Below are 25,479 nucleotides of genomic sequence, written 5' to 3' on the forward strand. Positions count from 1 at the left end.
CGGGGGGCGGCCTCAGGACAGTGCGACCTTTGCCCTCTCCGCCCCCTCCAGCTCCAGCACCCACACCTCGTTCGCGCCCTCCCGCAGGACGGGGCCGGGAACGTACAGCGACGTCTGCGGGCCCACCGACCAGTAGCGGCCCAGGTTGAAGCCGTTCACCCACACGAACCCGCGCGTCCAGCCGGGCAGCTCCAGACGGGCGTCGCCCGCCCCCTGGACGTACAGCGCGCCGCGGTACAGACCCGGGCGTCCCCGCCCCGCACCGGCGGCGGGGACGCCGCGCACCGCGTCCGCCGCGTCGAACGCGTCGAGCCGCAGGGCCCGCGCCCGCACCCCGTGCAGGTACTGCCGCTCATGCAGGATCCCTCCCGTGATCCCCTTGGGCTCGCCCGTGCGCGGCCCGTAGTTGACCCGGCCCAGCGACTCCACCCACAGCTCCACGCGCGCGTGCCCGGCCACGGGCGTCTCCAGGACGGGTTCCTCCTCGGTCAGGACACCGGCCCGCTCCCCGTCCACGTACACGACCGCCAGATCGCGCAGACCCCGCACGCCCAGCGGGTACGGCTCGCGCGGGCCCGGCACCGTGACGGTGTAGCGCACCAGGCCCCGGTCCACGTCGAGTTCTTCGAAGGTGGGCGGTACGGCATGTTCCGCTTCCGGGGTGCCGAGGTGCTCCAGGACCGTGTCCAGCGGCGACCAGTCCATGAGGGACGCCGACGCGGGGGCGCCGAGGACCGGGAGGGGCGGGGGCGGCTCGGGCAGGGGCCCCGACGCGTACTCCGCCAGGACCTCCCGGAAGCGCCAGAACTTCGCCGTGGGGCGGCCGGACTCGTCGATCGGAGCGTCGTAGTCGTACGACGTGACGTCCGGCTCCAGCGGACCGTCGTGCAGCGCGCCACCACCCCGGTTGGCACCCGCCCAGCCCGCGAAGTTCGTGCCACCGTGCGCCATGTAGACGTTCACCGAAGCCCCGCACTCCAGGATCTCGCGGAGCGCCGCCGCGGCGTCGTCGGCATCCCGTACGACATGGTCCGCGCCCCAGTGGTCGAACCAGCCGCACCAGAACTCCATGCACATCAGCGGCCCCTTCGGCCGGTGCGCGCGCAACGTCCCGAAGCCGGACCGCGCCCCCGAGCCGAAGTTCGCCGTCGCCAGGACACCGGGGATCGAACCGCCGGTCAGCATGTGGTCCTCGGGCCCGTCCGACGTGAACAGCGGCACCCGTACGCCTTCGGCGCGCAGCAGGTCGGCGAGGCGGCGCAGATACACCTGGTCCGAGCCGTAACTGCCGTACTCGTTCTCGACCTGCACCATGATCACCGGGCCGCCGCCCGGACCACTGTCCGGACCGCCGTCCGCGCCAACGTGCTGGCGCGGCACGACCTCCCGCAGCAGACGGCGGAACCAGCGCTCCACATGCGCCAGATACTCCCCGTCACGCGTCCGCACACGCGCCCCCAGCGCACCCGTCAGCCAGTGCGGCAGCCCGCCGTTCTCCCACTCCGCACAGATGTAGGGGCCGGGGCGGACGATCGCCCACAGGCCCGCCTCCCGCGCCGCGTCCAGGAAACGGCCGAGCGCCGACACGTCACGGAACACACCCGGACGCGGCTCGTGCACATTCCACGGGACGTACGTCTCCACACAGTTGAGCCCCATCGCCCGCAGCATCGCCAGACGGTGCCCCCACTGCTCCTCGTGCACCCGGAAGTAGTGCAGCGCGCCCGACAGCAGCCGCACCGGCCGCCCGCCCACCTCGAAATCGTCCTCGCCGACCCTGAACCCGTCCATCGTGTCCTCCCGCTCACCTGCCGATCGCCCACGATCACCTCTGGCGGGCAGCGGGGTCCATGGACAAAGATCGGGTCCCGTTGGACGCAGCGAGCGGTCCTGAACCCGGCCCGCACGGGAACCCGCACCGGAAGGGGCACGCGGATGTACCACACGTGGATGCGGTATTTCACTCCCAGCCCGGCCCACCACCGGCTCGGCCTGGCCTGCCTCGGCGTCGGCCTCCAGCACGGCCTCCTGCCGACCGTCGGCCCCCGCACCCTCGACCACCACGTCGCCGTCGTCATCAGCGCGGGCGGCGGCTGGTTCCGTGGCCCCGACGGACGGCGTACGACAGTGACCGCGCCCGCCCTGATCTGGCTCACCCCCGGCGTACGCCACCACTACGGGCCCGACCCCGACACCGGCTGGGACGAATGCTTCGTCGACTTCACCGGCCCCGCCACCACCACGTACACCGAACTCGGCTACATCGAACCCACCCGCCCCGTCGTACCGCTCTCCGACGCGGCGGGCGCCCGCGCCGCCGTCGGCCGCATCGCCCGCGCCGCCCGCCGCGGCAACCCCCTCCTCGAAGTCGAGACCGGCGCCGCCGTCCACGAACTCCTCGTCGCCCTGCGCCGCGCCCGCGCCGACATCGCCCCCGACGGCGACCCCGTCCTCCAGGCCCTCGCCCGCGACGCCTTCCAGCCCCTGTCCGTCGCCGAACACGCCGCCCGCCACGGCATGACACCCGCCGAACTGCGCACCGCCGTACGACGCGGCGCCGGCTGCAGCCCCAAGGACTACCTCCTCGGCATCCGCCTCGGCCGCGCCAAGGAACTCCTCGCCGCCACCGAACTGCCCGTCGCCGCCGTCGCCCGCCGGGTCGGCTACGACGACCCGGCGTACTTCTCTCGCCTCTTCACCCGCCGCGTCGGCACGGCCCCCGTCCGCTTCCGCGAACAGCAGGGCCGCGCCGTCCCCGGCGGCTGGTCACAGCAGATACCGGACCCCGACCACCCGCCGATGCTGCGCTCCTCCACCACGGGCGGCACCGGTCCGGCAACGTGACCCGACCGGCAACGTAGGCTCGTGGCCCATGAACACCAGCCACACCAGTGACGCGAACAGCGCGCCCACCCCCGGCGGCGCGGACGAGGCCGTGCGCGCCGAGCTGTCCCGTCTGCGCGACAGCATCGACAACATCGACGCCGCCGTGGTCCACATGCTCGCCGAACGCTTCAAGTGCACCCAGCAGGTCGGCCACCTCAAGGCCAACCACCACCTGCCACCCGCCGACCCGGCCCGCGAGTCCCGCCAGATCGCCCGCCTGCGCGAACTCGCCGAGAACGCGAAACTCGACCCCGCCTTCGCCGAGAAGCTGCTCAACTTCATCATCGCCGAGGTCATCCGCCACCACGAGACGATCGCCAAGTCCTCCTAGCGCCGCCCCCCGGGAAAGGCGGCGCACGTGGCGCGGAGACCCGCGTCCTACACCGCGGCCCGCGCCATCGGGCAGCATGGGCCCATGCCCGTACTGACGCGCGACGAAGCGCAGACCCGAGCCCAGCTCATCGATGTCCACCGGTACACCGTCGAGCTCGACCTGACCCAGGCGGCCGATCCCGCCGGCGAGACCTTCGACTCGCGTACCGTCATCCGGTTCAGCGCCCGCACCGACGGCGCCACCTTCGTCGAGCTCAAGCCCGCCGAACTGCGCTCCGCCACCCTCGACGGACAGCCCCTCGACCCCGCGGGCCTCCTCGACAACCGGCTCGCGCTCCACGGGCTCACCGCGGGCGAGCACGAACTGCGCGTCGACGCCGCGATGCGCTACTCCCGCACGGGCGAGGGCATGCACCGCTTCACCGACCCCGGCGACGGCGAGACGTACACGTACACGCAGCTGTTCATGGAAGACGTCCAGCGCGTCTTCGCCGCCTTCGACCAGCCCGACCTCAAGGCCGTCTTCGAGCTGACCGTCACCGCCCCCAAAGCCTGGACCGTCCTCGCCAACGGCGTCACCGAACACCTCGGCGGCGGCACCTGGCGGGCCGCCGCCACCCCGCTCATCCCCACCTACCTCGTCGCCGTCGCCGCCGGCCCCTACCACTCCGTACGGACCGAACACCGCGGACTGCCCTTCGGCATCCACTGCCGCCGCTCGCTCGCGCCCTTCATGGACGCCGACGCCGACGAGATCCTCGACATCACACGTGCCTGCTTCGACCGCTACCACGAGAAGTTCGAGGAGCCCTACCCCTTCGACTCCTACGACCAGGCGTTCGTCCCCGAGTTCAACGCGGGCGCCATGGAGAACCCCGGCCTCGTCACCTTCCGCGACGAGTTCATCTACCGCTCCGCCGTCACCGACACCGAACGCCAGACCCGCGCCATGGTCATCGCCCACGAGATGGCCCACATGTGGTTCGGCGACCTCGTCACCCTCACCTGGTGGGACGACATCTGGCTCAACGAGTCGTTCGCCGAGTACATGGGCTTCCAGACCACCGCCGAAGCCACCCGCTTCAAGGACCCGTGGACCGACTTCGCCGTCGCCCGCAAATCCTGGGGATACGACGCCGACCAACGCCCCTCCACCCACCCCGTCGCCCCCGCCCCCGACGCCGTGCCCGACACCGCGTCCGCGATGCTCAACTTCGACGGCATCTCCTACGCCAAGGGAGCCAGCGCCCTGCGCCAGCTCGTCGCCTGGCTCGGCGAGAAGGACTTCCTCGCCGGCATCAACACCCACTTCGCACGGCACAAGTTCGCCAACGCCACCCTCGCCGACTTCATCGACTCCCTCGCCCACGCCACCGACCGCGACGTCCACGCCTGGGCCGAGGCCTGGCTGCGCACCACCGGCGTCGACACCCTCACCTCGAAGGTCGTCCACGCCGGACGCGAGTGGACCCTCACCCTCGACCGCGACACGGACACCCACGGAGACGGCCGCCCCCACCGCGTCGCCGTCGGCGTCTACGACCGCGACCCCTCCGGCGGCCGCGGCCTCGTCCTGCGCGAGCGCTACGAAACCGACATCCCCTCCACCGAACCCGCACCCGCACCCGAACCCGTCACGCCACGCGACGGCGGCCGCCCCGCCCTGATCGTCCCCAACGACCAGGACCTCACCTACGCCAAGATCCGCCTCGACGACATCTCCCAGGAGACCGCGCTGCGCGCCATCTCCGGCGTCCCCGACGCGCTGACCCGCGCCGTCCTGTGGAACAGTCTGCGCGACATGGTCCGCGACGGCGAACTCGACACCGGCTCCTACCTCGCCACGGCCCTCGCCCACCTCCCCGAGGAGCCCGACCTCGCCATCGTCCAAGGCGTCCTCACCTTCGCCACCGCCCACATCGCAGGCCGCTTCACCGGCCCAGGGGAACGGCCCGCCGCCCTCGCCACCCTCGGCGAACTCTGCCGCGACCTGATCCGGCGCACCGAGGACGGCTCCCACCCCGGCCTACGCCTCACCGCCGTCCGCAGCGCCATCGACGTCGCCACCCAGGCCGCGCCCCTCCAGGCCTGGCTCACCGAAGGCACCGTGCCCGGCGGCCCCGAACTCGACCCGGAACTGCGCTGGCGCGTCCTCGCCCGGCTCGCCGTCCTCGACGCGACCGACGAAGCCACCATCGCCGCCGAACTGGCCAGGGACCCCAGCGCCGCCGGCCAGGAAGGCGCCGCCCGCTGCCGGGCCGCGCTGCCCGACGCCGCCGCCAAGAGGAGCGCCTGGGAGGCGATGTTCACCTCCGACGAGCTGTCCAACTACCTCCTCAAGGCCACCGCGCAAGGCTTCTGGCAGCCCGAACAGGCCGACCTCGTCCAGGAGTACATCCCCCGCTACTACGAAGACGCCGTCGCCGTCGCCGCCCGACGCGGCCCCGCCATCGCCGACGTCGTGGGCCAATGGGCCTTCCCCGCCCCCTTCGTCGACGCCGACACGCTCCGGCTCGGCGAACGCTGCCTGCGCGACGCCGACCCGATCCCCGCCCTGCGCCGCAGGTTCACCGACCAACTCGACGACCTCGCACGGGCCTTGCGCGTCCGCCAAGGAGCGGACAAGGGCTGACGCAGGTCTGCGGGCGTAGGTCCCCAGGCCTACGCCCCCTGGTCCCAAACGACGATCCGGCACCCGGCGCGACCGGCCTAGGCTCGAACAACAGCCCGGCCGGGCCCGCCGGTACGGCCGCCACCAGGACCAGAAGGAGCCCCCCGTGATCGTCGTGACCGGAGCCACCGGAAACGTGGGCCGCGCCCTCGTCGCCCAGCTCACCGCCGAACAAGCCCCCGTACGCGCCCTCACCCGCGCCCCGGAGCGAGCCGGCCTCCCCGCCACCGCCCAGGTCGCCCGCCTCGACCTCTCCGGCGACCGGCCCGAACCCACCGACCTCACCCCGCTGTTCGACGGCGCCACAGGTCTCTTCCTGCACCTCCAGGCCGCCGGCGCACACACCACCGCGCTGCTCGAAGCCGCCCGCGCCGGCGGCGTCCGCCACGTCACCGTCCTCTCGTCCGGCATCATCGAGGACGGCGCCGACACCAGCCATCCCATCCACATCGCACACGCCGAGCTCGAAGCACGTGTGACGGAGAGCGGCCTCGGCCGGACCTTCCTGCGCCCCAACGCCTTCGCCACCAACTCCCTCCAGTGGGCACCCCAGATCCGCGTCGGCGACACCGTCCGCGGCCCCTTCCCCGGAGCCGTCACCGCCCCCATCCACGAGGCCGACATCGCCGCCGTCGCCGCCCGCACCCTCCTCGACGACGGACACGACGGCGCCGTCCACCGCCTCACCGGGCCCGAAGCCGCCACCACCGAGGAGCAGATACACGCCATCGGCGCCGCCCTCGGCCGCACGCTGCGCTTCATCGACGTACCGCCCGAGGAAGTCGGCCCCGAACTCTTCCCGCACGTCCCGCCGCAGATGCTCCCCGCCATCCTCGCCTCATTCGCCGAAGCCGTCGGCGTCGAACCGGAGATCACCACCACCGTCCAGGACGTCACCGGCGAACCGGCCCGCACGTTCGCGCAGTGGGCACACGACCACAAGGACGACTTCCGCCCCTGAACCGCAGGGCCCACGCGGCGCCTAGCACCCCGCGCCGCACCGACACGTTTTCACCGCACGGCAGTACCACTTTCGGGTTCGGATCGCCGAAGTATTCGGGCACGCCGCTCATGTGGCGTACAGGCTGGTGTCCCTGTACACGCACACCCGAAGGACACCCCATGAGCACCCCGCCGCCCCTCGCCGGAGGCACCCACGGCCCCGACGCCCTGCGGCCGTTGCTCGCGGCCACGCTCGACGCCCTGAGCACGGGGGCCGCCGCCCGCGGCGGCCCCCTCCCCGCCGGCGGCCCCCAAGCCGTCACCGACCGGGTCCGCACCGCCGCCGAGCCCGTCCTGCCCGAGCGCGGCGCGGGCCCCGAAGCGGCTCTGCGCACCCTCGTCCACACCCTCACCGAAGGCGCCGCCGACCCCGCAGACCCGCTGTGCGCCGCCCATCTGCACTGCCCGCCGCTCGCCGTCGCGGCCGCCGCCGACCTGGCCGCCTCCGCGCTCAACCCCTCCATGGACTCCTGGGACCAGGCACCCGCCGCCTCCGCGCTCGAAACCCTCGTCACCCGCGCGATCGCCGCCGAGATCCACGCCGACGCGGACGCCCTCATCACCACCGGCGGCACCGAGTCCAACCAGCTCGCCCTGCTCCTCGCCCGCGAGACCCCCACCACCCAAGGCCCCGTCCGCCTCGTCGTCGGCGCGAACGCCCACCACTCCCTGGCCCGCGCCGCCTGGCTCCTCGGCCTGCCCGCCCCGGTCACCGTGCCCACCCCCACCGGCACCCTCGACCCCCCGGCCCTCGACAAGGCCCTCACCGAACTCGGCGGCCCGCAAGGCCCCCAAGGCGCACTGCTCGTCGCCGCCACAGCGGGAACCACCGACGCCGGACTCATCGACCCCCTCGACGACATCGCCGCCCTCTGCGCCACCCACGGCGCCCGACTCCACATCGACGCCGCATACGGCGCGGGGCTCCTCTTCAGCGACGTACGCAGGAAACTCCTGCGCGGCATCGACCGCGCCGACACCGTCACCCTCGACCTGCACAAACTCGGCTGGCAGCCCGCCGCGGCCGGCCTCCTCGCCGTCCGCGACCCCCACGACCTCGCCGCCCTCACCCACCGCGCCGACTACCTCAACGCCGACGACGACACCGACGCCGGCCTGCCCGACCTCCTCGGCCGCTCCCTGCGCACCACGCGACGCCCCGACGTACTCAAGATCGCCGTCACCCTCAAAGCCCTCGGCCGACAAGGACTCGGCGCGCTGGTCGACCAAGTCTGCGAGACGGCGGGACGGTTCGCAGGCCTGGTCGAAGCCGACCCCCGCTTCGAGCTCTACGACGCGCCCACCATCAGCACCGTCCTGTTCCGGCCCGCCGACGCCGACGACACCCACATCGCCCACGTACGACGGCGACTGCTCACCGAAGGCACCGCCGTACTCGGCCGCGCCGACCTCGACGGCCGCAGATGGCTCAAGGTCACCCTCCTCAACCCGCACACCCGGCCCGACGACCTCACCGCGCTCCTCGGACTCATCGCGGAGAAGTCCGTCATACGTCCGTCGTGACTCCCCGACACGACGGACGCCCCCCTCACCACCCCCAGGAAGGACCACCCCCGCATGCCCGACACACCCGGCCACCACCCAACCCCCCACCCCCAGCCGCTCACCACCCCCGAAGACCCCCGCGACCTCGTCGGCATCGGCATCGGCCCGTTCAACCTCTCCCTCGCCGCCCTCGCCCAGCCCCTCGGCGAACTCGACACCGTCTTCTTCGAACAGCGCCGCGAGTTCCAATGGCACCCCGGCCTCCTCATCGACGGCACCACCCTCCAAGTGCCCTTCCTCGCCGACCTCGTCACCCTCGCCGACCCCGCGAGCCCCTGGTCCTTCCTCAGCTACCTCAAGGCCCGCGAGCGCCTCTTCCCCTTCTACTTCGCCGAGCGCTTCCACATCCAGCGCGCCGAGTACGACGCCTACTGCCGCTGGGTCAGCGAGAACCTCACCGGACTCCACTTCGGCCACCAGGTCGACGCCGTGCGCTGGAACCCCGAACGCGACCTCTTCGAAGTCGACTACACCCACCTCGACACCGACGGCGAAGCCGAAGCCCTCGGCCGCACCTACACCAAGAACATCGCCCTCGGCGTCGGCACCGCCCCCTACGTCCCCGGACCCCTCAGGCCCCTCGCCGAAGCCCCCACCGTCCCCGTCATCCACTCCGCGGACTACCTCGACCACCGCGAAGCGCTGCTCACCGCCGAACACATCACCGTCATCGGCTCAGGACAGTCCGGCGCCGAGATCTTCCTCGACCTGCTGCGCGCCCGCCCCGCCGGACACGAGAGGATCCACTGGCTCGCCCGCACCGAGGCGTTCGCCCCCATGGAGTACTCCAAGCTGGGCCTCGAACACTTCACCCCCGACTACACCCGCTACTTCCACGCCCTGCCCGAAGCCGTCCGCGACGGCCTCGTCCCGCAGCAGTGGCAGCTCCACAAGGGCATCGACGCCGACACCATCTCCGCCATCCACGACGAGCTCTACCAGCGCTCCCTGCACGGCGGCTGGCCCGACGCCATCCTCACCCCCGGCGTCTGCGTACGCACCGCGGGACGCGTCGCCACCACCCGCGTCGAACTGCACCTCGAACACCTCCAGCAAGGCACCCGCTCCCGCCTCGTCACCGACGCCGTCGTCCTCGCCACCGGCTACCGCGAACGGCCCGTCGACCACCTCCTCGCCGGCCTCGACCCCTACATCCGCAAGGACTCCTCCGCCCGGCCCCGCGTCGACGAGCAGTACCGCCTCGTCCTCGACCCCTCCATCGCCGCCACCGACAGCAACGTCTACGTACAGAACGCGGAACGCCACACCCACGGCGTCGGCGCCCCCGACCTCGGCCTCGCCGCCTGGCGCAGCGCCACCATCCTCAACTCCCTCACCGGCAGAACCCCTTACGTCCTGCCCCAGCGCACCGCGTTCACCAGCTTCGGCCTCCAGACCTCCGAACGGCACACCAGCACCACCGGCCTCATCGGCGAACAGCGCGCAAACCTCGTACGCCTCAAGAACTGACCGGCCCGCCCAGCTCACCGACCGGCGCCACCACACGCCCGGACCGCGGACACGACCACACCGCGAGCCCCTCCACGCCCTTCACCCCCTCCACCACCCCGGCCGCCAACGGATGCGAGTCGGGGTGCGCGGGACACTCCGGCCACACGGCGGGCCGCGACTCCGCACACAGCGCCTCGACCGCCCAGTCCTGAGCCTGATCCGCGAAGTCCGCCATCCGCTCGGCCACACCCGCACCGACACGCGCGACGAGCCCCGCACCCGAACCATCCGGCCCGTACAGCATGACCAGCTCCCCGACCTGGTCATCCCGCTCCTCCCGGACAACGGGGCGCACCGCACACGTGGCCAACAGATCACGGAGCACCGGGTCGAACACGGCGGCAAGTTCGGTATTCATGAACGGAATTGTCCGCCGCCAAGCGCGGCCGCGCCGCCGAATATTCCCGCCCGAAAATCGCCGCCCGACGAAATACCGGCCCCGCCCGCCCTGTTCAGACGATCATGACCACCGAAACCACGGCCTCCTGGACCGCAGCCTTCCGCTCCGCCCTCGTCAGCCCCCACGAGAGCATCGACCTCTTCGAACTCCGCTCCTTCTCCGCCCAGACCCTCCGCCAGATCATCCGCCTCGACGGCGGCGGCAGCGCCCTCCGCATCCGCCTCACCAACCGCTACGGCAAGGAACCCCTCCACATCGGCGGCGCCCGCCTCGCCAGACGCACCGAAGGAAGCAGCATCGAAGCCGGCAGCGACACCCCGCTCCGCTTCGACGGCGCCGAAGACTTCACCATCCCCGTCGGCGAGGAGATCATCAGCGACCCCGTCGAACGCGCCGTGGCCGCCGGCGACGAACTCGCCCTCACCCTCTGGCTCCCCGACGACACCGGCCTCGCCACCTACTCCGCCGTCCCCCTGCGCACCGGCTACGCCGTCCCCGGCAACGCCCTCACCGCACCCACCCTCGACGGAGCCGAAGCGCTGGAGGAACTCGCCACCCGCCACTTCATCAGCGGCGCCGACGTCCTCACCCCCGCGGGCACCCGCATCGCCGTCGCCTTCGGAGACTCCTGGTTCGAGGGCACCGGCACCACGACCGACACCGACCGCCGCTTCCCCGACCTGCTCAACCAGCGCCTGCGCGACGCCGGCAGCAACGGCTGGGTCGTCAACCAAGGACTGTCCGCCAACCGCCTCCTCACCGACGAGGTCGGCGAACACGCCCTCGCCCGCCTGGACCGCGAAGCCCTCGACATACCCGGCGTCACCCACGTACTGATCCACTTCGGCCTCAACGACCTCGGCATCCCCGGCCAGGAGGCCTACCCCGACCCCGCACCCATCCCCACCGCCGCCGACCTCATCGCCGGCCTCACCGCACTCGCCGACCGCATCCACGCCGCGGGCCTCACCGCGATCAGCACCACCGTCGGCCCCTACAAGGACACCGTCTTCGAGGGCTACGCCACCCCCGAAGGCATCGCCGTCGCCCGCGAGGTCAACGACTGGATCCGCGGCACCGACAGCCCCTTCGACGCCTACGCCGACTTCGCCGCCGCCGTCGCGGACCCCGCCGACCCCGACCGGATCCGCGACGACTACGACAGCGGCGACGGCCTGCACGTCAACGACGCCGGCGCCCAGGCCCTCGCCGACACCGTCGACCTCGCGAGCCTGAAGCTGTAGGCCGTGTCCGGAGCTAGAACACCGGCGTACCGTCCCGGGTCAGCCTCCAGTCCACCGACGCGAACTGACCCGGGTCGATCGTCCCCTTCGCCTTCACCCAGCCGATGATCGTGTTCCGGATCTCCTCCGAATTCGCCCACAGCTGCTTGGCACCCGCGATATGCGGGAAATTGCCGCCACCGCTCGCCCGGTAATTGTTCACCGCGAGCACGAACTCGGCCTTCGGATCGATCTCCGCGCCCCCGAAGGACAGCTTCACGACACGCGACCCCACGGGCTTCGCGATATCGATCTCGTACGTCACCCCGTACACGGCGTCGTAGTTGTAATCCGGGATCTTCTCGGCGTTCGTCAGCTTCGCCGGGTCCACCGGAGCACCCGCCGGCGTCCGCACGTAGTAGCGCGCCGAGAACTCCAGGTACTCCTTCAGCTGCGCGCCCGTGAGCAGCCGCGCCTCCAGCGTGTTCTCGAACGGATAGAGGCCCGCCGCGTCCCTGATCGTCACATCGCCCGCCGGGATCTGCGCCGTCCGCGAGAAACACGACGCCTGCGACAGCACCGGCAGCGCCGCGTACGCGCCACCCTTCAGAGCCTCGGCCACCGTCTCCTTCTGCACCTGGTTGATCAGGTCGATGATCGCGACATCCTTGTACGGGCCTTCGGCCGTGCTCATCGCCGCCTTCGACGTACCGATGACCTGATTGACGTAAGCGACGACCTTCTCGTGCTCGTCGGCCAGCAGCCTCGTGACCAACTTGTCCTCGACCGCCGTATTGGAGTTCAGGACCTTCGCGCCGACCTTCTCCACCGACCAGCGGCCCTTCACCCACACCAGGTCGAAGTCGAACAGAGTCAGACGCTGCCCCCACTTCAGCGGCTCCGACAGCACGACCTTCTTGCCGGTCGCCTTGTTCTCCACGAAGTACTCGGGAATCTCCGTGTGCGCGTGCCCCACCAGGATCGCGTCGATCCCCGGCACCTGCTCGGCCACCAGACCCGCCGCGTTCTCCACGTACGGCAGCTGATCACCGTACGACGACGTGCCACTGGAACCGGAGTGCGCCGACACGATGACGACATCCGCACCCATCGAACGCAGCTTCGGCACCCACTTCGCGGCCTGCTCCTCAAGACCCGGAAACGTCATCCTGCCCTGAACATTCGCCTTGTCCCATATCGCGATGCCCGGATTGGTCAGTCCCAGCACCGCCACCTTCACATCCCGGCCGTGCGGAGTGCGCAGACGCTTCATGAAGTACGGAGGAAAGGCCGGCCGCTGCGTCTTCGCGTCCAGCGCATTGGCCCCCAGAAGCGGGAAGTCACACTGCTCCTCGAACTTCCGCAGCACCGGAATGCCGTAATTGAACTCGTGATTGCCGAGCGCCGCCGCGTCGTACCCGATCGCGTTCATCGCCTGCGCCATCGGATGCACCGGACCGCGCTCGGCGGTGATCGGGTCCACCTTGGCGTAGTAGTACGACAGCTGCGTGCCCTGAATGGTGTCGCCCGCGTCGATGAGCAGCGTGTTCCGGCGGCCCTTCTCCTCACGGACCTCGTTCACCAGCGTGGAGATCTTCGCCAGGCCCACGTCGTTGTGGTCCTTGTCGTCGAACTCCTTGTCCGTGAAGTAGTCCCAGTTGAAGACATTGCCGTGCAGGTCCGTCGTGCCGAGGACGGTGAACGAGTACCGCTTCTCCCGCCGGCCGGGCCTGCCCTTCGCCTCGGCCGCGGCCGGCGCCACAGCCCCACCCGTGAGGGCCACGCCGACGCCGGTGGCGGCGGACGTGCCCAGGAACTTCCTGCGGTTCAGCGGCATTTCTGTACTCCTCGGTCGACCGTAGTAACGCGCGTAGATTCTGACCCCCGACACCACACCCGCAACAGACCCCACAGGTTTCGATCCGATGACTGTCAGCCGCCCCCGCCTGCTGCCAGAGTGGCCCCATGGACACCACCCCCACCCCGCACAGCCCCCACGGAACCCCCGACGCCCCCCGCGTCGCCGTCCGCGGCGAAGCACACCTCGAAGTCGACCCCGAGATCGCCCGCATCGGCATCACCATCACCGCCCGCGGCACCGACCGACGCGACGCCCTCAACGACCTCACCCGCCGCAACACCACCATCCTCGACCTCATCAAGACCTACGGCGACGCCGTCGAGAAACTGGAGACCGGCACCTTCTCCATCAGCCCCGAACTCACCAAACACGGCCGCGGCGAACGCGTCCGCGCCTACCACGGCCGCGTCCACGTCACCGCCGAACTCACCGACTTCACCGCACTCGGCGAACTCACCACCTGCCTCGCCGACCACGACCTCACCCGCGTCGAAGGACCCTGGTGGGCCCTGCGCCCCGACTCACCCACCCACAGCCAGGCCCGCCGGCACGCCGTCCGCGAAGCCGTACAGCGCGCCCGCGAATACGCCGAAGCACTCGGCACCCACCTCGCCGCCCTCATCGAACTCGCCGACATCGGCGCGGACAACAGCCCCGCCTACGGCTACGACAGCGCACCCGCGGGCGCCATGCGCTCCGCCGCCTACGGAGGAACAGCCGACATGGCCACCGAAGCGGCCCCCCTCGACCTCGAACCACAACGCCAGCACGTCTACGCCCAGGTCAACGCCCGATTCACCATGGTGCCCCCGGAATTGAACACCTGACGGGCCCGGAAACCGCTCATCGGAGCAGCGCCCCGCACACTTCAACACTTGTCAACCCCCCTTCACGCAAAGGTTGTTGAGTAGTCACGCCCGACCAATTCTCTACTGACCGGTAAGCCCTAGGGTCGAAACATGCGCCGAGCCAAAATCGTCTGCACCCTGGGACCCGCCACCGACTCGTACGACCAGATCAAGGCACTGGTCCAAGCCGGAATGGACGTAGCCCGCTTCAACCTCAGCCACGGCACCCACGCCGACCACGAGGAGCGCTACCAGCGCGTGCGCAAGGCCTCCGAAGAAACCGGCCGCAGCGTCGGCATCCTCGCCGACCTTCAAGGCCCGAAGATCCGCCTCGGCCGCTTCAGCGAAGGCCCCGTACTCCTTGAACGCGGCGACACCTTCACCATCACCGTCGAAGAAGGCATCCAAGGCGACCGCCAACTCTGCGGCACCACCTACAGCGGCCTCGCCCAAGACGTCACCACCGGCGAACACATCCTCGTCGACGACGGCAAAGTCACCCTCGAAGTCACCGACGTCGACGGCCCCCGCGTCACCACCACCGTCGTCGAAGGCGGCATGGTCTCCGACCACAAAGGCCTCAACCTCCCCGGCGTCGCCGTCTCCGTCCCCGCCCTCTCCGACAAGGACGAAGAAGACCTCCGCTGGGCCCTGCGCACAGGCTGCGACATCATCGCCCTGTCCTTCGTCCGCAGCGGACGCGACATCGAAGACGTCCACCGCATCATGGACGAAGAAGGCCACCGCCTCCCCGTCATCGCCAAAGTCGAAAAACCACAAGCCGTCGACAACATCGAAGACATCGTCGCCGCCTTCGACGGCATCATGGTCGCCCGCGGCGACCTCGGCGTCGAAATGCCCCTCGAACAAGTCCCCATCGTCCAAAAGCGCGCCATCAAACTCGCCAAACGCAACGCCAAACCCGTCATCGTCGCCACCCAAATGCTCGACTCGATGATCGACAACTCCCGGCCCACCCGCGCCGAAGCATCCGACGTCGCCAACGCCGTCATCGACGGCACCGACGCCGTCATGCTCTCCGGCGAAACCAGCGTCGGCAAATACCCCATCGAAACAGTCCGCACCATGGGCCGCATCGTCGAAGCAGCAGAAGAAGACATCCTCGCCAAGGGACTCCCACCCCTCACCGAACGCAGCAAACCCCGCACCCAAGGCGGCGCCGTCGCCCGCGCCGCCGCCGAAATGGGCGACTTCCTCGGCGCCAAATTCCTCGTCGCCTTCACCCAGTCCGGCGACACCGTACGGCGCCTCTCCCGCTACCGCTCACCCATCCCCCTCCTCGCCTTCACCCCCGACACCGCCACCCGCTCACAACTCAACCTCACCTGGGGAGTCGAAACCCTCCTCGGCCCCCACGTCGAATCCACCGACGCCATGGTCGACCAGGTCGACGAACTCCTCCTCAAAATCGGCCGCTGCCAAAAAGGCGACATCGTCGTCATCACCGCCGGCTCACCCCCCGGAGTCCCCGGCTCCACCAACCTCGTACGCATCCACCACATCGGCGAGGACGACGACCCGCAATAACGCCAGGGCTTTCCTGCCCTACGGAGTCACGATGGGGAAGTCCGGATCCGGCTTCCCCACCACAGCAAGAAGCCTCGACAGCAGCGACACGTCCCCCTCGACCCCGATACCACCAAGCCCCTTACCCCCCAGCATCGCCAGCAACTGAGGCTTGGTCATCGTCAGCGTGAGACGAGCCCGCGGGTCCGACTTCTCGTCACTGCGATACGTCAGCACCCCGTGCCGCACGGTCAAATGCCACACCTTGCCGAGCGACGGAAGACTCCAATCCATCCGCAGCTCAAGATCCCACGCCTTCGGCCCATCAATACGAACCGCCACAGAATCAATCAACTGATCCACGGACAACGCCCCCAACATGTCCGCACTCGTCACCGCCGTCGGCGCATCGACGACACCCTCACGCAACTCCATCGCACCCGTGAGATAGAAATTCCGCCACACCGCGTTCTCCGAACCCTGCCCCAACCTCGTATAAACCCTCGCCAACTCCGCCTTGGCGACCCGGCACTTCGGATCCGCGAACACGACATGATTCAACAACGTCGCCGCGAACCGCAGATCACCATCACGCGCAAAGCCTTTCGCCTTCGCGATCGTCGCCGAACGGCCCCCCATCGCCCGCACATACCGCTTCGCCTCCGCCACCGGCGGATGCTCCCACAAATGCGCAGGATTCCCGTCGAACCATCCCATATAACGCTGATAAATCCCCTTCACATTATGGCTCAGCGACCCGTAATACCCACGATTCGCCCACACCCCCGCCAACGCCGGCGGCAACACCAACTCCTCCGCGATCTCCCGCCCCGTCAACCCCACATTGATCAACCGCAACGTCTGATCATGCATATACGCATACAGATCCCGCTGCTGCTCCAACAACTCGACAATCGCCTCCCCACCCCACGTCGGCCAATGATGCGACGCGAACGCCACATCCACCCTCCCATCGAAAAGCACCACCGACTCATCCAAATACCGCGCCCACCGCCGCGCATCACGCACCTGCGCCCCACGCAACGTAATGATGTTGTGCATCGTGTGCGTCGCGTTCTCCGCCATACAGACCGCCCGCAGACCCGGCAGCAGAAAATTCATCTCCGCCGGCGCCTCGGTCCCCGGCGTCATCTGAAACTCGAACACCACACCATCGACCGTCTCCCGCTGCCCCGTCCTGGAGATGTCCCGACTCGGCGGAATCAACCCGATCGACCCCAACGACACGGTCTGCCCCAACCCACAACCGATCTGCCCCACCGGCGACTTCGGCAACTGCGCCCCATACATGTACCCGGAACGCCGCTGCATCGCCGTACCCGCGTACACGTTCTCCGAGACGGCATGCTCCATGAACCCGTCCGGCGCCAGGACCGGCACCTCACCGGCACCATCCGGCAGAACACCGCGACAACCGCCGAAATGATCGACGTGCGGATGTGTATAGACGAGCCCGGTGACTTTCCTCTGACCCCGGTGCTTGCGGTACAACTTGAGCGCGGCAGCGGCGGTCTCCGCGGAGATCAGCGGATCGATGACGATGACCCCGGTATCGCCCTCGACCAGGGTCATGTTCGACAGATCGAGCCCGCGCACCTGATAGATACGGTCGGCGACCTTGTACAACCCCTGCTTCGACACGAGCTGCGACTGCCGCCACAGGCTCTTGTCGGCGCTCTTCGGAGCGTCCCCCTCCAGGAACCCGTACGCGTCGGCGTCCCAGACGACCTGCCCCTTGGCATTCCTCACGACACCCGGCACGAGCGCCGCGATGAACCCCCGGTCCGCGCTCTCGAAGTCCCCCCTGTCCTCGTTCCTCCCCTCATCCCCGGAGAGGGCGGAAGCGGTCTCGGGGCTGAGAGCGACGGCCGCGGCGGCGGCACCTGCGGCCGCGGCGACGAAGCCGCGCCGGTTCAGGGGAGTCATACGTACCTCTTCGGACGATGAAGTGGGCTGACGTGGCCGAACATCGCAGCGGGGTACGGGGCGGTCAATGAATCGCCCGCGATTTGGGGCGACTCCCAGCGGGGGCGGCCGAGGGCAGTGACGCGTCCTATTGCGTGGGCGCGGGCGGGGTCAGTACTTGGGGCCGACGTGGGTGTCCATGAGGGCGACGGAGGCTTTGCGGGCGACGGAGATGTTGTAGGGGTTGCCGTGGCGGGTGCAGTGCCTCCAGTCGATGCCGAGCCGGTCTAGGGTGTCGGTGAAGAGCTGACGGATGTCGTCGGACACGTTGGTGAAGAAGTACCTCGGGTATTCGTAGCGCTTGCGTTCACCGCCGACCATGCGGGTGGTCCAGTTGGTGACGCGGCAGCCGTCGGAGTGGATCAGCCCTCGGATGAAGTCCCAGGGGTGGGCGTCGACGATCTCTTGCTGCCAGGGGTCCAGGGCGATCTTGCGGTTGTGTTTTTTGCCAGGGCCATGCTGGGGGAAGAGGCAGGACCAGTGCTTGCTGCAGCAGGTGACGTACTGGCAGCCCACACTTTGGACGCGGCAGACCTTGTTGTCCGGGCGTACGGCCCGAATGGCGTCGGCGCAGGCATCGATAAGTCCGGGCCAGTCGTCGGCGCACGCGATCCGGAGGGAGTAGACGCCCCGCCGCAGGAGGCTGACACAGCCGTCGCCGAGATAGAGGCCCAGCAAGTACGAATAGGCGGCCGGATCGTCAGGCTCGCTTGGAGTGTCACGGCACCTTGGGCACGGACGAGCACGGTCGTAGCCGAGTGGTTCGATGCGGGTTTTCCAGGAACGAATGGCGGCCCTGGAGACACCGATTTCTTTGCTTACGGAGTTGAGGCTGCGGCCCTGGCTGATGAGGTTCAGTGCCCGCTTGCGCGTGCCCATGTCGTACATGCGCCCCACTTTGCGGGGCAATGGGCCTCGGTATGCAGCAAAAAGCGGATGTTCACGGGAACGGGAACATCCGCTTGCTAACGGTGACCTTGGGATCGAAAGAAAAGTGCCCCGGGTGGGACTCGAACCCACACTGTAAGGTGTTTGAGACCTTCGTCTGCTGCCAATTGGACTACCGGGGCCCGACGAATCAAAGGTTTCCCCCGACCCGCTGCCCAACCACCATACCGCAGCTGGGTAGGCTCTTGGGAGCTGTACCCCTGCCCTGATCGAGGAGCCCCCGTGACCGCCCCCGAGTCGCCCCAGCCCGCAGACCACGTGTCCGACGACGACAAGTCGCACGTGCCTCCGCTGACGACCCGCGTCGTCATCGCCGAGGACGAGGCCCTGATCCGGCTCGACCTCAAAGAGATGCTCGAAGAAGAGGGGTACAGCGTCGTAGGCGAGGCCGGTGACGGTGAGAAGGCCGTCGAGCTGGCCCGCGAGCACCGGCCCGACCTGGTGATCCTGGACGTGAAGATGCCCGTCCTGGACGGCATCTCCGCGGCGGAGAAGATCGCCGAGGAGTCCATCGCCCCGGTGCTGATGCTGACCGCGTTCTCGCAGCGCGACCTCGTCGAGCGGGCGAGGGACGCGGGCGCGATGGCGTACTTGGTGAAGCCGTTCAGCAAGAGTGACGTCGTCCCGGCGATCGAGATGGCCGTCTCGCGGTTCACGGAGCTGAAGACGCTGGAGAAGGAGGTCGCGGACCTCTCGCAGCGTCTGGAGACGCGGAAGCTGGTGGACCGCGCGAAGTCGATCCTGCAGACGGAGTACGGGTTGACGGAGCCCGCCGCGTTCCGGTGGATTCAGAAGACGTCGATGGACCGTCGGCTGTCGATGCAGCAGGTGGCGGAGGCGGTCATCGAGGATGCCGAGGAGAAGAAGGCGGCGAAGGGCTAGCCCGGATACGCGTACGCAGAGAGGCCCGCACCCGGAGATCAGGGGTGCGGGCCTCTTCCGCGTAGGGCGGGGTCAGTCCTCGCCCAGGTATGCCTTCCGCACGGATTCGTCGTGGAGGAGGTCACCCCCCGTGCCGGAGAGGACGATCTTGCCGACCTCCATGACGTGGCCTTCGTCGGCGAGGGAGAGCGCGGCCTGGGCGTTCTGTTCGACGAGGAGGATGGTCGTGCCGCCGGCTTTGAGTTCGGCGATGGTGGCCATGATTTTCTGCATCATGATCGGTGAGAGGCCCATGGAGGGTTCGTCGAGCATGAGGAGTTTGGGCTGGGACATGAGGGCGCGGCCCATGGCGAGCATTTGTTGTTCGCCGCCGGAGAGGGTGCCCGCGGCTTGCTTTCGGCGTTCTCCGAGGATGGGGAAGAGTTCGTAGGCGCGGGTGATGTCTTTTTCGATGCCTGCTTTGTCGGAGCGGAGGTAGGCGCCGAGGCGGAGGTTGTTCTCGATGGTCATGCGGGGGAAGATGTGGCGGCCTTCGGGGGAGTGGGCGAGGCCGAGTGCCACGATCTGGTCGGCGCGGTATTTCCGGAGGGTTTTGCCGTTGAATTTGATTGTGCCGCCGACTGGTTTGAGCAGTCCGGACAGGGTGCGGAGTGTGGTGGTTTTTCCTGCGCCGTTGGTGCCGATGAGGGTGACGACTTTGCCGGCCTCGACGGTGAAGGAGATGCCTTTGACGGCTTCGATCTTGCCGTAGGCGACGCGGAGGTCCTCGACCTCAAGGAGTGCGGTCATCAGTTGTTCTCCTCGAAGGGTTCGCCGAGGTAGGCGGCGATGACGCGGTCGTCCTGCTGGACCGTTTCGCTGGATCCTTCGACGAGTTTCTCGCCCTGGACGAGGACGGCGACGCGGTCGCAGAGGTTGAAGATGAAGCGCATGTCGTGCTCGATGACGAGGACGGCGATGCCCATGGCGCGGATGGCGAGGACGAGTTCTTCGGTGGCGCGGGTTTCTTGGGGGTTCATGCCCGCGGTGGGTTCGTCGAGGAGGAGCAGTCCTGGTTCGCTGGCGAGGGCGCGTGCGATCTCCAGCTTGCGTTGTTCGCCGTAGGGCAGGTTCCGCGAGAGGTGTTCGGCTTTGTCGGCGAGGCCGACGAATTCCAGGAGTTCCATGGCGCGTGCTTTGGACGCTGCTTCGGCCCTGTGGAAGCCGGGGCCTCGGAGGAGGGCTGACCAGAGGCCTTCCTTGGTGCGTGTGTGGCGGCCGACGAGGACGTTTTCCAGGACGGTCATGTTGGCGAAGAGGCGGATGTTCTGGAAGGTGCGGGCGATGCCGGCCGCGGTGACCTTGAAGGATTTGGCGGGCAGGATGGTGCCTTTGTACCGGACTTCGCCCTCTGTGGGGTTGTAGAGGCCGGTGAGGCAGTTGAAGAAGGTGGTTTTGCCGGCGCCGTTGGGGCCGATGAGGCCGACGATTTCGCCGCTGTTGACGGTGAGGTCGACGGATCGTACGGCGGTGAGGCCGCCGAAGCGCATGGTGACGCCGCGGGCGTCGAGGACGGTCTGTCCTGTGGGGGCGGCTGGGGCGTGGCCGGTTGTGTTGGTGTCGGTGGTCATGGGTCAGGCCCCTGTCTTGCTGAGGACTGTGGGTGGTGGTGTCTCGCCGGGGTCGAGTTCGGCTTCGTGGAATTCGAGTTGGCGGCGGCGGTTGGGGATGAGGCCTTCGGGGCGGAAGCGCATGAGGAGTACGAGGGCGAGGCCGAAGGCGAAGAGCTGGTAGTCGCCGAGGAAGGCGAGTTTGTTGGGGATGAGGTAGAGGAGTGCGGCGCCGACGAGGGGTCCGCTGATGGTGCCCATGCCGCCGAGGACGACGGCGGCGAGGAGGAACGCGGAGTTGGGTGGGACGGTGTTGGCGAACTGGTACTGCTCGGGTGTCACGGTGTAGGTGACGTGTGCTTGGACGGTGCCGGCGAGTCCGGCGAGGGCGGCGCCGAGGGCGAAGGCGATGAGTTTGACGCGGAAGCCGTTGATGCCCATGGCGAGTGCTGCTGTCTCGTCTTCGCGGATGGCGACCCAGGCGCGGCCGATGCGGGAGTCGCCGCTGCGTCGGAAGACGAGGACGACGACGAGGGTGATGAGCAGCATGAGGAAGAAGTAGTTGGCGAAGCGGCCGATGGTGAAGCCGAGGATGCTGTGTTCGAGCCCGAAGTCGAAGCCGAAGATTTTCAGGTTCGGGATGGAGGAGATGCCGTTGGATCCGTTGGTGATGTCGGGTCCGGAGGCGCCGTCGCTGTTCATGGCGACGAGGCGGAAGATTTCGCCGAAGCCGAGGGTGACGATGGCGAGGTAGTCGCCGCGCAGGCGCAGGGTGGGGGCGCCGATGATGACGCCGAAGATGAGGGAGGCTCCGGCGCCGACGAGGATGGCGGCCCAGAAGGGGAGGTGGATGTCGAAGGGTGAGGAGGGGGATCCGGAGACCATGGATGCGGCGTAGGCGCCGACGCCGAGGAAGGCGACGTATCCGAGGTCGAGGAGTCCTGCGAGTCCTACGACGATGTTCAGGCCGAGGGCGACGGTGGCGAAGATGAGGATGTAGACGCCGATGGTGGCGTATTGGTCGTCGTTCTGGGTGAAGGGGAAGGCGGCTGCGGCGAGGAAGGCGCCGGTGAGGGTGATGTTGCGGTGGCGTGCGGTGTAGACGGAGATCTGGGCGACGAGGCCGGCTTTGGAGAGTGCGGCGAAGCCGAGGGCGACGGAGATGAGGAAGCCGATGAAGAGTTCGTCGTATTCGGTGCCGATGCCGTAGGTGAAGACGAGGAGGCCGGTGGCGAGGGCGGCGACGATGACGAGGATTTCGGCGTAGTCGGGGAGTTTGCGGGGTGTGGGGGGTGCTTCGGCGGTGAAGGCGCCTCTGAGGATGGTGAGGGCGTTGCGTTGGCGGTGTTTGTACTGTTCCCAGCCGGTGTCGTCGGGGTCGACCGGGTAGGTCTGGGGCCGTTGGAAGGGTAGGGCGAGGGCGCCGGTGAGGGCGGTGAGGGTGGCGAGGGCTGCGATCCAGCCGCCTGGTTCGAGGTTGGCGAGTCCGCCGAGTTTGGTGCTGATCGCGAGGATTGTGTACCAGGCGGTGGCGAAGGCGGCGAGGGCCGCGTATTTGAGGGCGGCGTCGGCGTTGCCGGGTGCGATGGCTCGTATGCCCTTGGTGCCGTAGGAGGCGAGGCCGAGGAGTGTGGTGAGGGCGCCGGTGATGAGGACGAGCCATTGGAGGCCGCCGGGGTAGCCGTAGACGGTGAGGTCGCCGGGGAAGGCGGCGGTCCAGGTCCAGGCGAGGAAGGCGGAGATGGTGGTGAGTGCGCCGCCGCCGGTGGCCATGGCGCGGGCGGGGCCGGTGGGGATGGGGAGGAGGCCTTGGGGGGCGTTTTCCTTGTGCGGGCGGGTGTTGTCGGCCGCTGTGGTGTGTGTGGTCATGGTGGTCACGCCCTGTCCGCGACGCGCTCGCCGAGGAGGCCTTGTGGCCTGACGAGGAGGACGACGATGAGGAGTACGAACGCCCAGACATCGGCCCAGGACTGGCCGCCGAGTTTGTCCATGCCGGGGATGTCGTTCATGTAGGCGGTGGCCATGGCTTCGGCGACGCCGAGGACGAGTCCGCCGATCATGGCTCCGTAGATGTTGCCGATGCCGCCGAGTACGGCGGCGGTGAAGGCTTTGAGGCCCCAGAGGAAGCCCATGCGGAAGTTGACTTCGCCGTAGCGGAAGCCGTAGGCGACGGCGGCGATGCCGGCGAAGGCGGCGCCGAGGGCGAAGGCGACGACGATGACGCGGTCGGTGTTGACGCCCATGAGTTTGGCGGTGTCGGGGTCTTGGGCGGTGGCTTGCATGCCGCGGCCGACGCGGGTCTTCATCACGAACCAGCCGAGGGCGAACATGCAGATCGGTGCGGCGGCGACGAGGAAGAGGTCGCCGGGTTGGATGGTGACGCTGCCGATGTGGATGGAGTCGCCGGGGATCTCGGGGAAGGTGCGGGACGACTTGGCGCTGGGGTACCAGGCCCAGACGGCTTGCTGGAGGGCGAGGGAGAGGCCGATGGCGGTGATGAGTGGTGCGAGCCGTGGGGCGCCGCGCAGGGGGCGGTAGGCGAAGCGTTCTGCTCCGATGGCGATGGTGGTGGAGACGATGACGGCGCCGATGAGCATGAGGGGGATGGCCACCCACATGGTGGTGGAGCCGGGGAGCCAGAGCCAGACGGTGAGGGCGCCGAAGCCGCCGACCATGAAGATCTCGCCGTGGGCGAAGTTGATGAGCTGGACGATGCCGTAGACCATTGTGTAGCCGATGGCGATCAGGCCGTACATGGATCCCAGTAGCAGGCCGTTGACCAGCTGTTGCGGCAGTTCGTGCACCGCAGGTCCTCCGAGTCTTTCGAAAGCGACGGATTCGGCACCGCTGCGGCGGTCGGGCCGTCGCTGCGTCGGATGCGACGCCGCGCGGGGCGCTGTCGGGCAGCGCCCCGCGCGGCGGTGTCGTGCTGCGGGTGGTGGGTCAGCCGGTGTAGGTGCCGGACTTGACGGGCTTCCAGCCCTTGGCGGGGTTGGTGGTGTCCTTGACCTGGTAGACCGTGAGCTGCTTGTTGGTGGCGTCGCCGTATTCGTCGAAGGAGACCTTGCCGGTCACGCCGTCGAAGGAGACGTCCTGCATGGCGTCGACGATCTTGGCGCGGGCGTCGGAGGGCAGTTCTCCGTCGTTGTCGTCGACGACCTTTTTGACGGCTTCGATGATGGCCCAGGCGGAGTCGTAGGAGTAGCCGCCGTAGGCTTCGTAGGCGTCCTTGTAGCCGGCTTTCTCGTAGTTGGCGATGAACTCCTTGGCGGAGGGCAGCTTTTCTACGGGCTGGCCGACGGAGGTGGCGTAGTCGCCTTTGCCGTCCTTGCCGGCGAGTTTGATGTAGTCGGCGCTGTAGATGCCGTCGCCGCCGACGAGCGGGATCTTGGCTCCGGCCTTCTTCATCTGCTTGCTGAGGGGGCCGGCGGCGGGGTATTCGCCGCCGTAGTAGACGACGTCGGCGTCGGAGTTGCGGATCTTGGTGGCGACGGCGCCGAAGTCCTTGGTGTCGGGGTTGACGTGTTCGGTGCCCGCGACTTTTCCGCCGAGTTTGGTGAACTCGTCCTTGAAGGTGGCGGCGAGGCCGGCGCCGTAGGTCTTCTTGTCGTCGATGACGAAGACCTTCTTCTTCTTGGCCGTGTTGTACAGGTACTGCGCGGCGAAGGGGCCCTGGATGGCGTCCGTGGTGGCGGTGCGGAAGTAGGCCTTGTAGGGGCGGACCTTCTTGCCGCCGTTCCAGTCCGGGCCCTGGGTCATGGCCGGGTTGGTGTTGGCGGGGGAGACCTGGACGAGTTTGGCGTCGTCGAAGACCTTCTGCATGGATTCGCCGACGGAGGAGTTCAGGGGGCCGACGGCGCCGAGGAGCTCCTTGTTGGCGACGAACTTGGTGGCGTTCGTCTGGCCGGAGGAGGGCTGGCCCTGGTCGTCGGCCGACTGCATCTTGAAGGTGATGCCGTCGACGTACTTCTTGGCGTTGGCCTGTTTGACGGCGAGCTCGACGGAGTTGCGGATGCCGAGGCCGAGCGCGGAGAGGTCACCGGTCAGTGGCGCGTCGACGCCGATGACCACGGTGGTGCCGCCGCCGGGGTCTTCCTTCTTGTTGTCGTCGCGTGAGCCACAGGCGGTGAGGGTGAGAGCCCCGGCGGTGAGTGCGGCGGTGATGGCTATGAGCGAACGTTGACGCACGATCAGTCCTTTCCCCTGGCACGGCTGTCCCTTGTTGGGATGCCGAGTCGAGCGCGG

At 68.7% G+C, this 25,479-nt stretch carries 20 protein-coding genes and 1 tRNA gene; 10 read left to right on the plus strand and 11 right to left on the minus strand.

What is annotated here, in order from left to right; translation table 11 throughout:
* Positions 1 to 12 precede the first annotated feature (12 nt).
* Complete coding sequence (locus tag ACWDZ7_RS11140; protein ID WP_451796401.1) at positions 13 to 1,791, minus strand: glycoside hydrolase family 35 protein; 1,779 nt, start codon at positions 1,789 to 1,791, stop codon at positions 13 to 15.
* A gap of 144 nt (positions 1,792 to 1,935) precedes the next feature.
* On the opposite strand from ACWDZ7_RS11140, the gene ACWDZ7_RS11145 reads away from it, so the two are divergent.
* From ACWDZ7_RS11145 to ACWDZ7_RS11170, 6 genes are all read left to right on the plus strand, one after another.
* Positions 1,936 to 2,844 carry a helix-turn-helix domain-containing protein gene (locus ACWDZ7_RS11145; RefSeq protein WP_451796402.1) on the plus strand — a complete coding sequence of 303 codons (909 nt, stop codon included), beginning with the start codon at positions 1,936 to 1,938 and terminating at the stop codon, positions 2,842 to 2,844.
* A gap of 28 nt (positions 2,845 to 2,872) precedes the next feature.
* A complete protein-coding gene (locus tag ACWDZ7_RS11150; protein WP_451796403.1) occupies positions 2,873 to 3,217 on the plus strand; it encodes a chorismate mutase in 345 nt (114 codons plus the stop codon).
* An 84-nt stretch (positions 3,218 to 3,301) separates the two neighbouring features.
* Positions 3,302 to 5,851 (plus strand): aminopeptidase N, encoded by a 2,550-nt coding sequence (gene pepN / locus ACWDZ7_RS11155; RefSeq protein WP_451796404.1) that lies wholly within the window; start codon positions 3,302 to 3,304, stop codon positions 5,849 to 5,851.
* 145 nt (positions 5,852 to 5,996) lie between these two features.
* The gene (locus ACWDZ7_RS11160; protein WP_451796405.1) at positions 5,997 to 6,851 is read left to right on the plus strand and encodes an NAD(P)H-binding protein; all 855 of its coding nucleotides are present in this window, start codon (positions 5,997 to 5,999) and stop codon (positions 6,849 to 6,851) included.
* Positions 6,852 to 7,012: 161 nt separating this feature from the next.
* The gene (locus ACWDZ7_RS11165; RefSeq protein ID WP_451796406.1) at positions 7,013 to 8,416 is read left to right on the plus strand and encodes a pyridoxal phosphate-dependent decarboxylase family protein; all 1,404 of its coding nucleotides are present in this window, start codon (positions 7,013 to 7,015) and stop codon (positions 8,414 to 8,416) included.
* Between the two features lie 54 nt (positions 8,417 to 8,470).
* Positions 8,471 to 9,928: a lysine N(6)-hydroxylase/L-ornithine N(5)-oxygenase family protein gene (locus tag ACWDZ7_RS11170; protein WP_451796407.1), complete on the plus strand. Its 1,458-nt coding sequence runs from the start codon at positions 8,471 to 8,473 to the stop codon at positions 9,926 to 9,928.
* Here ACWDZ7_RS11170 and ACWDZ7_RS11175 read toward each other — a convergent pair.
* Positions 9,918 to 10,328 carry a hypothetical protein gene (locus ACWDZ7_RS11175; RefSeq protein ID WP_451796408.1) on the minus strand — a complete coding sequence of 137 codons (411 nt, stop codon included), beginning with the start codon at positions 10,326 to 10,328 and terminating at the stop codon, positions 9,918 to 9,920. The two genes, ACWDZ7_RS11170 and ACWDZ7_RS11175, sit on opposite strands and share 11 nt — an antisense overlap.
* 104 nt (positions 10,329 to 10,432) lie before the next feature.
* Between ACWDZ7_RS11175 and ACWDZ7_RS11180 the strand changes: the two genes are divergently transcribed.
* Positions 10,433 to 11,614, plus strand: coding sequence for a GDSL-type esterase/lipase family protein (locus ACWDZ7_RS11180; protein ID WP_451796409.1), 1,182 nt, complete (start codon positions 10,433 to 10,435; stop codon positions 11,612 to 11,614).
* Positions 11,615 to 11,627: 13 nt separating this feature from the next.
* Here ACWDZ7_RS11180 and ACWDZ7_RS11185 read toward each other — a convergent pair whose 3' ends face one another.
* The gene (locus ACWDZ7_RS11185; protein ID WP_451796410.1) at positions 11,628 to 13,430 is read right to left on the minus strand and encodes a bifunctional metallophosphatase/5'-nucleotidase; all 1,803 of its coding nucleotides are present in this window, start codon (positions 13,428 to 13,430) and stop codon (positions 11,628 to 11,630) included.
* Positions 13,431 to 13,558: 128 nt separating this feature from the next.
* Here ACWDZ7_RS11185 and ACWDZ7_RS11190 point away from each other — a divergent pair, with 128 nt between their 5' ends.
* Together ACWDZ7_RS11190 and pyk are read left to right on the plus strand one after the other, a co-directional pair.
* Positions 13,559 to 14,281 (plus strand): SIMPL domain-containing protein, encoded by a 723-nt coding sequence (locus tag ACWDZ7_RS11190; protein WP_451796411.1) that lies wholly within the window; start codon positions 13,559 to 13,561, stop codon positions 14,279 to 14,281.
* 132 nt (positions 14,282 to 14,413) lie between these two features.
* Positions 14,414 to 15,850, plus strand: coding sequence for a pyruvate kinase (pyk, locus tag ACWDZ7_RS11195; RefSeq protein ID WP_451796412.1), 1,437 nt, complete (start codon positions 14,414 to 14,416; stop codon positions 15,848 to 15,850).
* A gap of 18 nt (positions 15,851 to 15,868) precedes the next feature.
* Here pyk and ACWDZ7_RS11200 read toward each other — a convergent pair whose 3' ends face one another.
* The 3 genes from ACWDZ7_RS11200 to ACWDZ7_RS11210 all read right to left on the minus strand — a co-directional run bounded on the left by ACWDZ7_RS11200 (position 15,869) and on the right by ACWDZ7_RS11210 (position 18,885).
* Positions 15,869 to 17,776, minus strand: a complete 1,908-nt coding sequence (locus tag ACWDZ7_RS11200) for an alkyl/aryl-sulfatase (RefSeq protein ID WP_451796413.1) — start codon at positions 17,774 to 17,776, stop codon at positions 15,869 to 15,871.
* A 150-nt stretch (positions 17,777 to 17,926) separates the two neighbouring features.
* Complete coding sequence (locus ACWDZ7_RS11205; protein ID WP_451796414.1) at positions 17,927 to 18,703, minus strand: transcriptional regulator; 777 nt, start codon at positions 18,701 to 18,703, stop codon at positions 17,927 to 17,929.
* A 107-nt stretch (positions 18,704 to 18,810) separates the two neighbouring features.
* Positions 18,811 to 18,885 (minus strand) — tRNA-Leu (locus ACWDZ7_RS11210).
* A 100-nt stretch (positions 18,886 to 18,985) separates the two neighbouring features.
* Between ACWDZ7_RS11210 and ACWDZ7_RS11215 the strand changes: the two genes are divergently transcribed.
* Positions 18,986 to 19,645, plus strand: coding sequence for an ANTAR domain-containing response regulator (locus ACWDZ7_RS11215; protein ID WP_451519308.1), 660 nt, complete (start codon positions 18,986 to 18,988; stop codon positions 19,643 to 19,645).
* 72 nt (positions 19,646 to 19,717) lie between these two features.
* On the opposite strand, the gene ACWDZ7_RS11220 is transcribed toward ACWDZ7_RS11215, so the two are convergent.
* The 5 genes from ACWDZ7_RS11220 to ACWDZ7_RS11240 all read right to left on the minus strand — a co-directional run bounded on the left by ACWDZ7_RS11220 (position 19,718) and on the right by ACWDZ7_RS11240 (position 25,422).
* Positions 19,718 to 20,434 carry an ABC transporter ATP-binding protein gene (locus tag ACWDZ7_RS11220; RefSeq protein ID WP_451796415.1) on the minus strand — a complete coding sequence of 239 codons (717 nt, stop codon included), beginning with the start codon at positions 20,432 to 20,434 and terminating at the stop codon, positions 19,718 to 19,720.
* Positions 20,434 to 21,255: an ABC transporter ATP-binding protein gene (locus ACWDZ7_RS11225; protein ID WP_451519310.1), complete on the minus strand. Its 822-nt coding sequence runs from the start codon at positions 21,253 to 21,255 to the stop codon at positions 20,434 to 20,436. Before ACWDZ7_RS11225 ends, ACWDZ7_RS11220 begins: the two co-directional genes overlap by 1 nt.
* A gap of 3 nt (positions 21,256 to 21,258) precedes the next feature.
* The gene (locus ACWDZ7_RS11230; protein ID WP_451796416.1) at positions 21,259 to 23,103 is read right to left on the minus strand and encodes a branched-chain amino acid ABC transporter permease; all 1,845 of its coding nucleotides are present in this window, start codon (positions 23,101 to 23,103) and stop codon (positions 21,259 to 21,261) included.
* Positions 23,104 to 23,108: 5 nt separating this feature from the next.
* Complete coding sequence (locus ACWDZ7_RS11235) at positions 23,109 to 24,038, minus strand: branched-chain amino acid ABC transporter permease (RefSeq protein ID WP_451796417.1); 930 nt, start codon at positions 24,036 to 24,038, stop codon at positions 23,109 to 23,111.
* 139 nt (positions 24,039 to 24,177) lie between these two features.
* A complete protein-coding gene (locus tag ACWDZ7_RS11240) occupies positions 24,178 to 25,422 on the minus strand; it encodes a branched-chain amino acid ABC transporter substrate-binding protein (protein ID WP_451796418.1) in 1,245 nt (414 codons plus the stop codon).
* Positions 25,423 to 25,479: the final 57 nt, after the last annotated feature.

It is taken from the genome of Streptomyces sp. NPDC003032 (assembly GCF_053591415.1).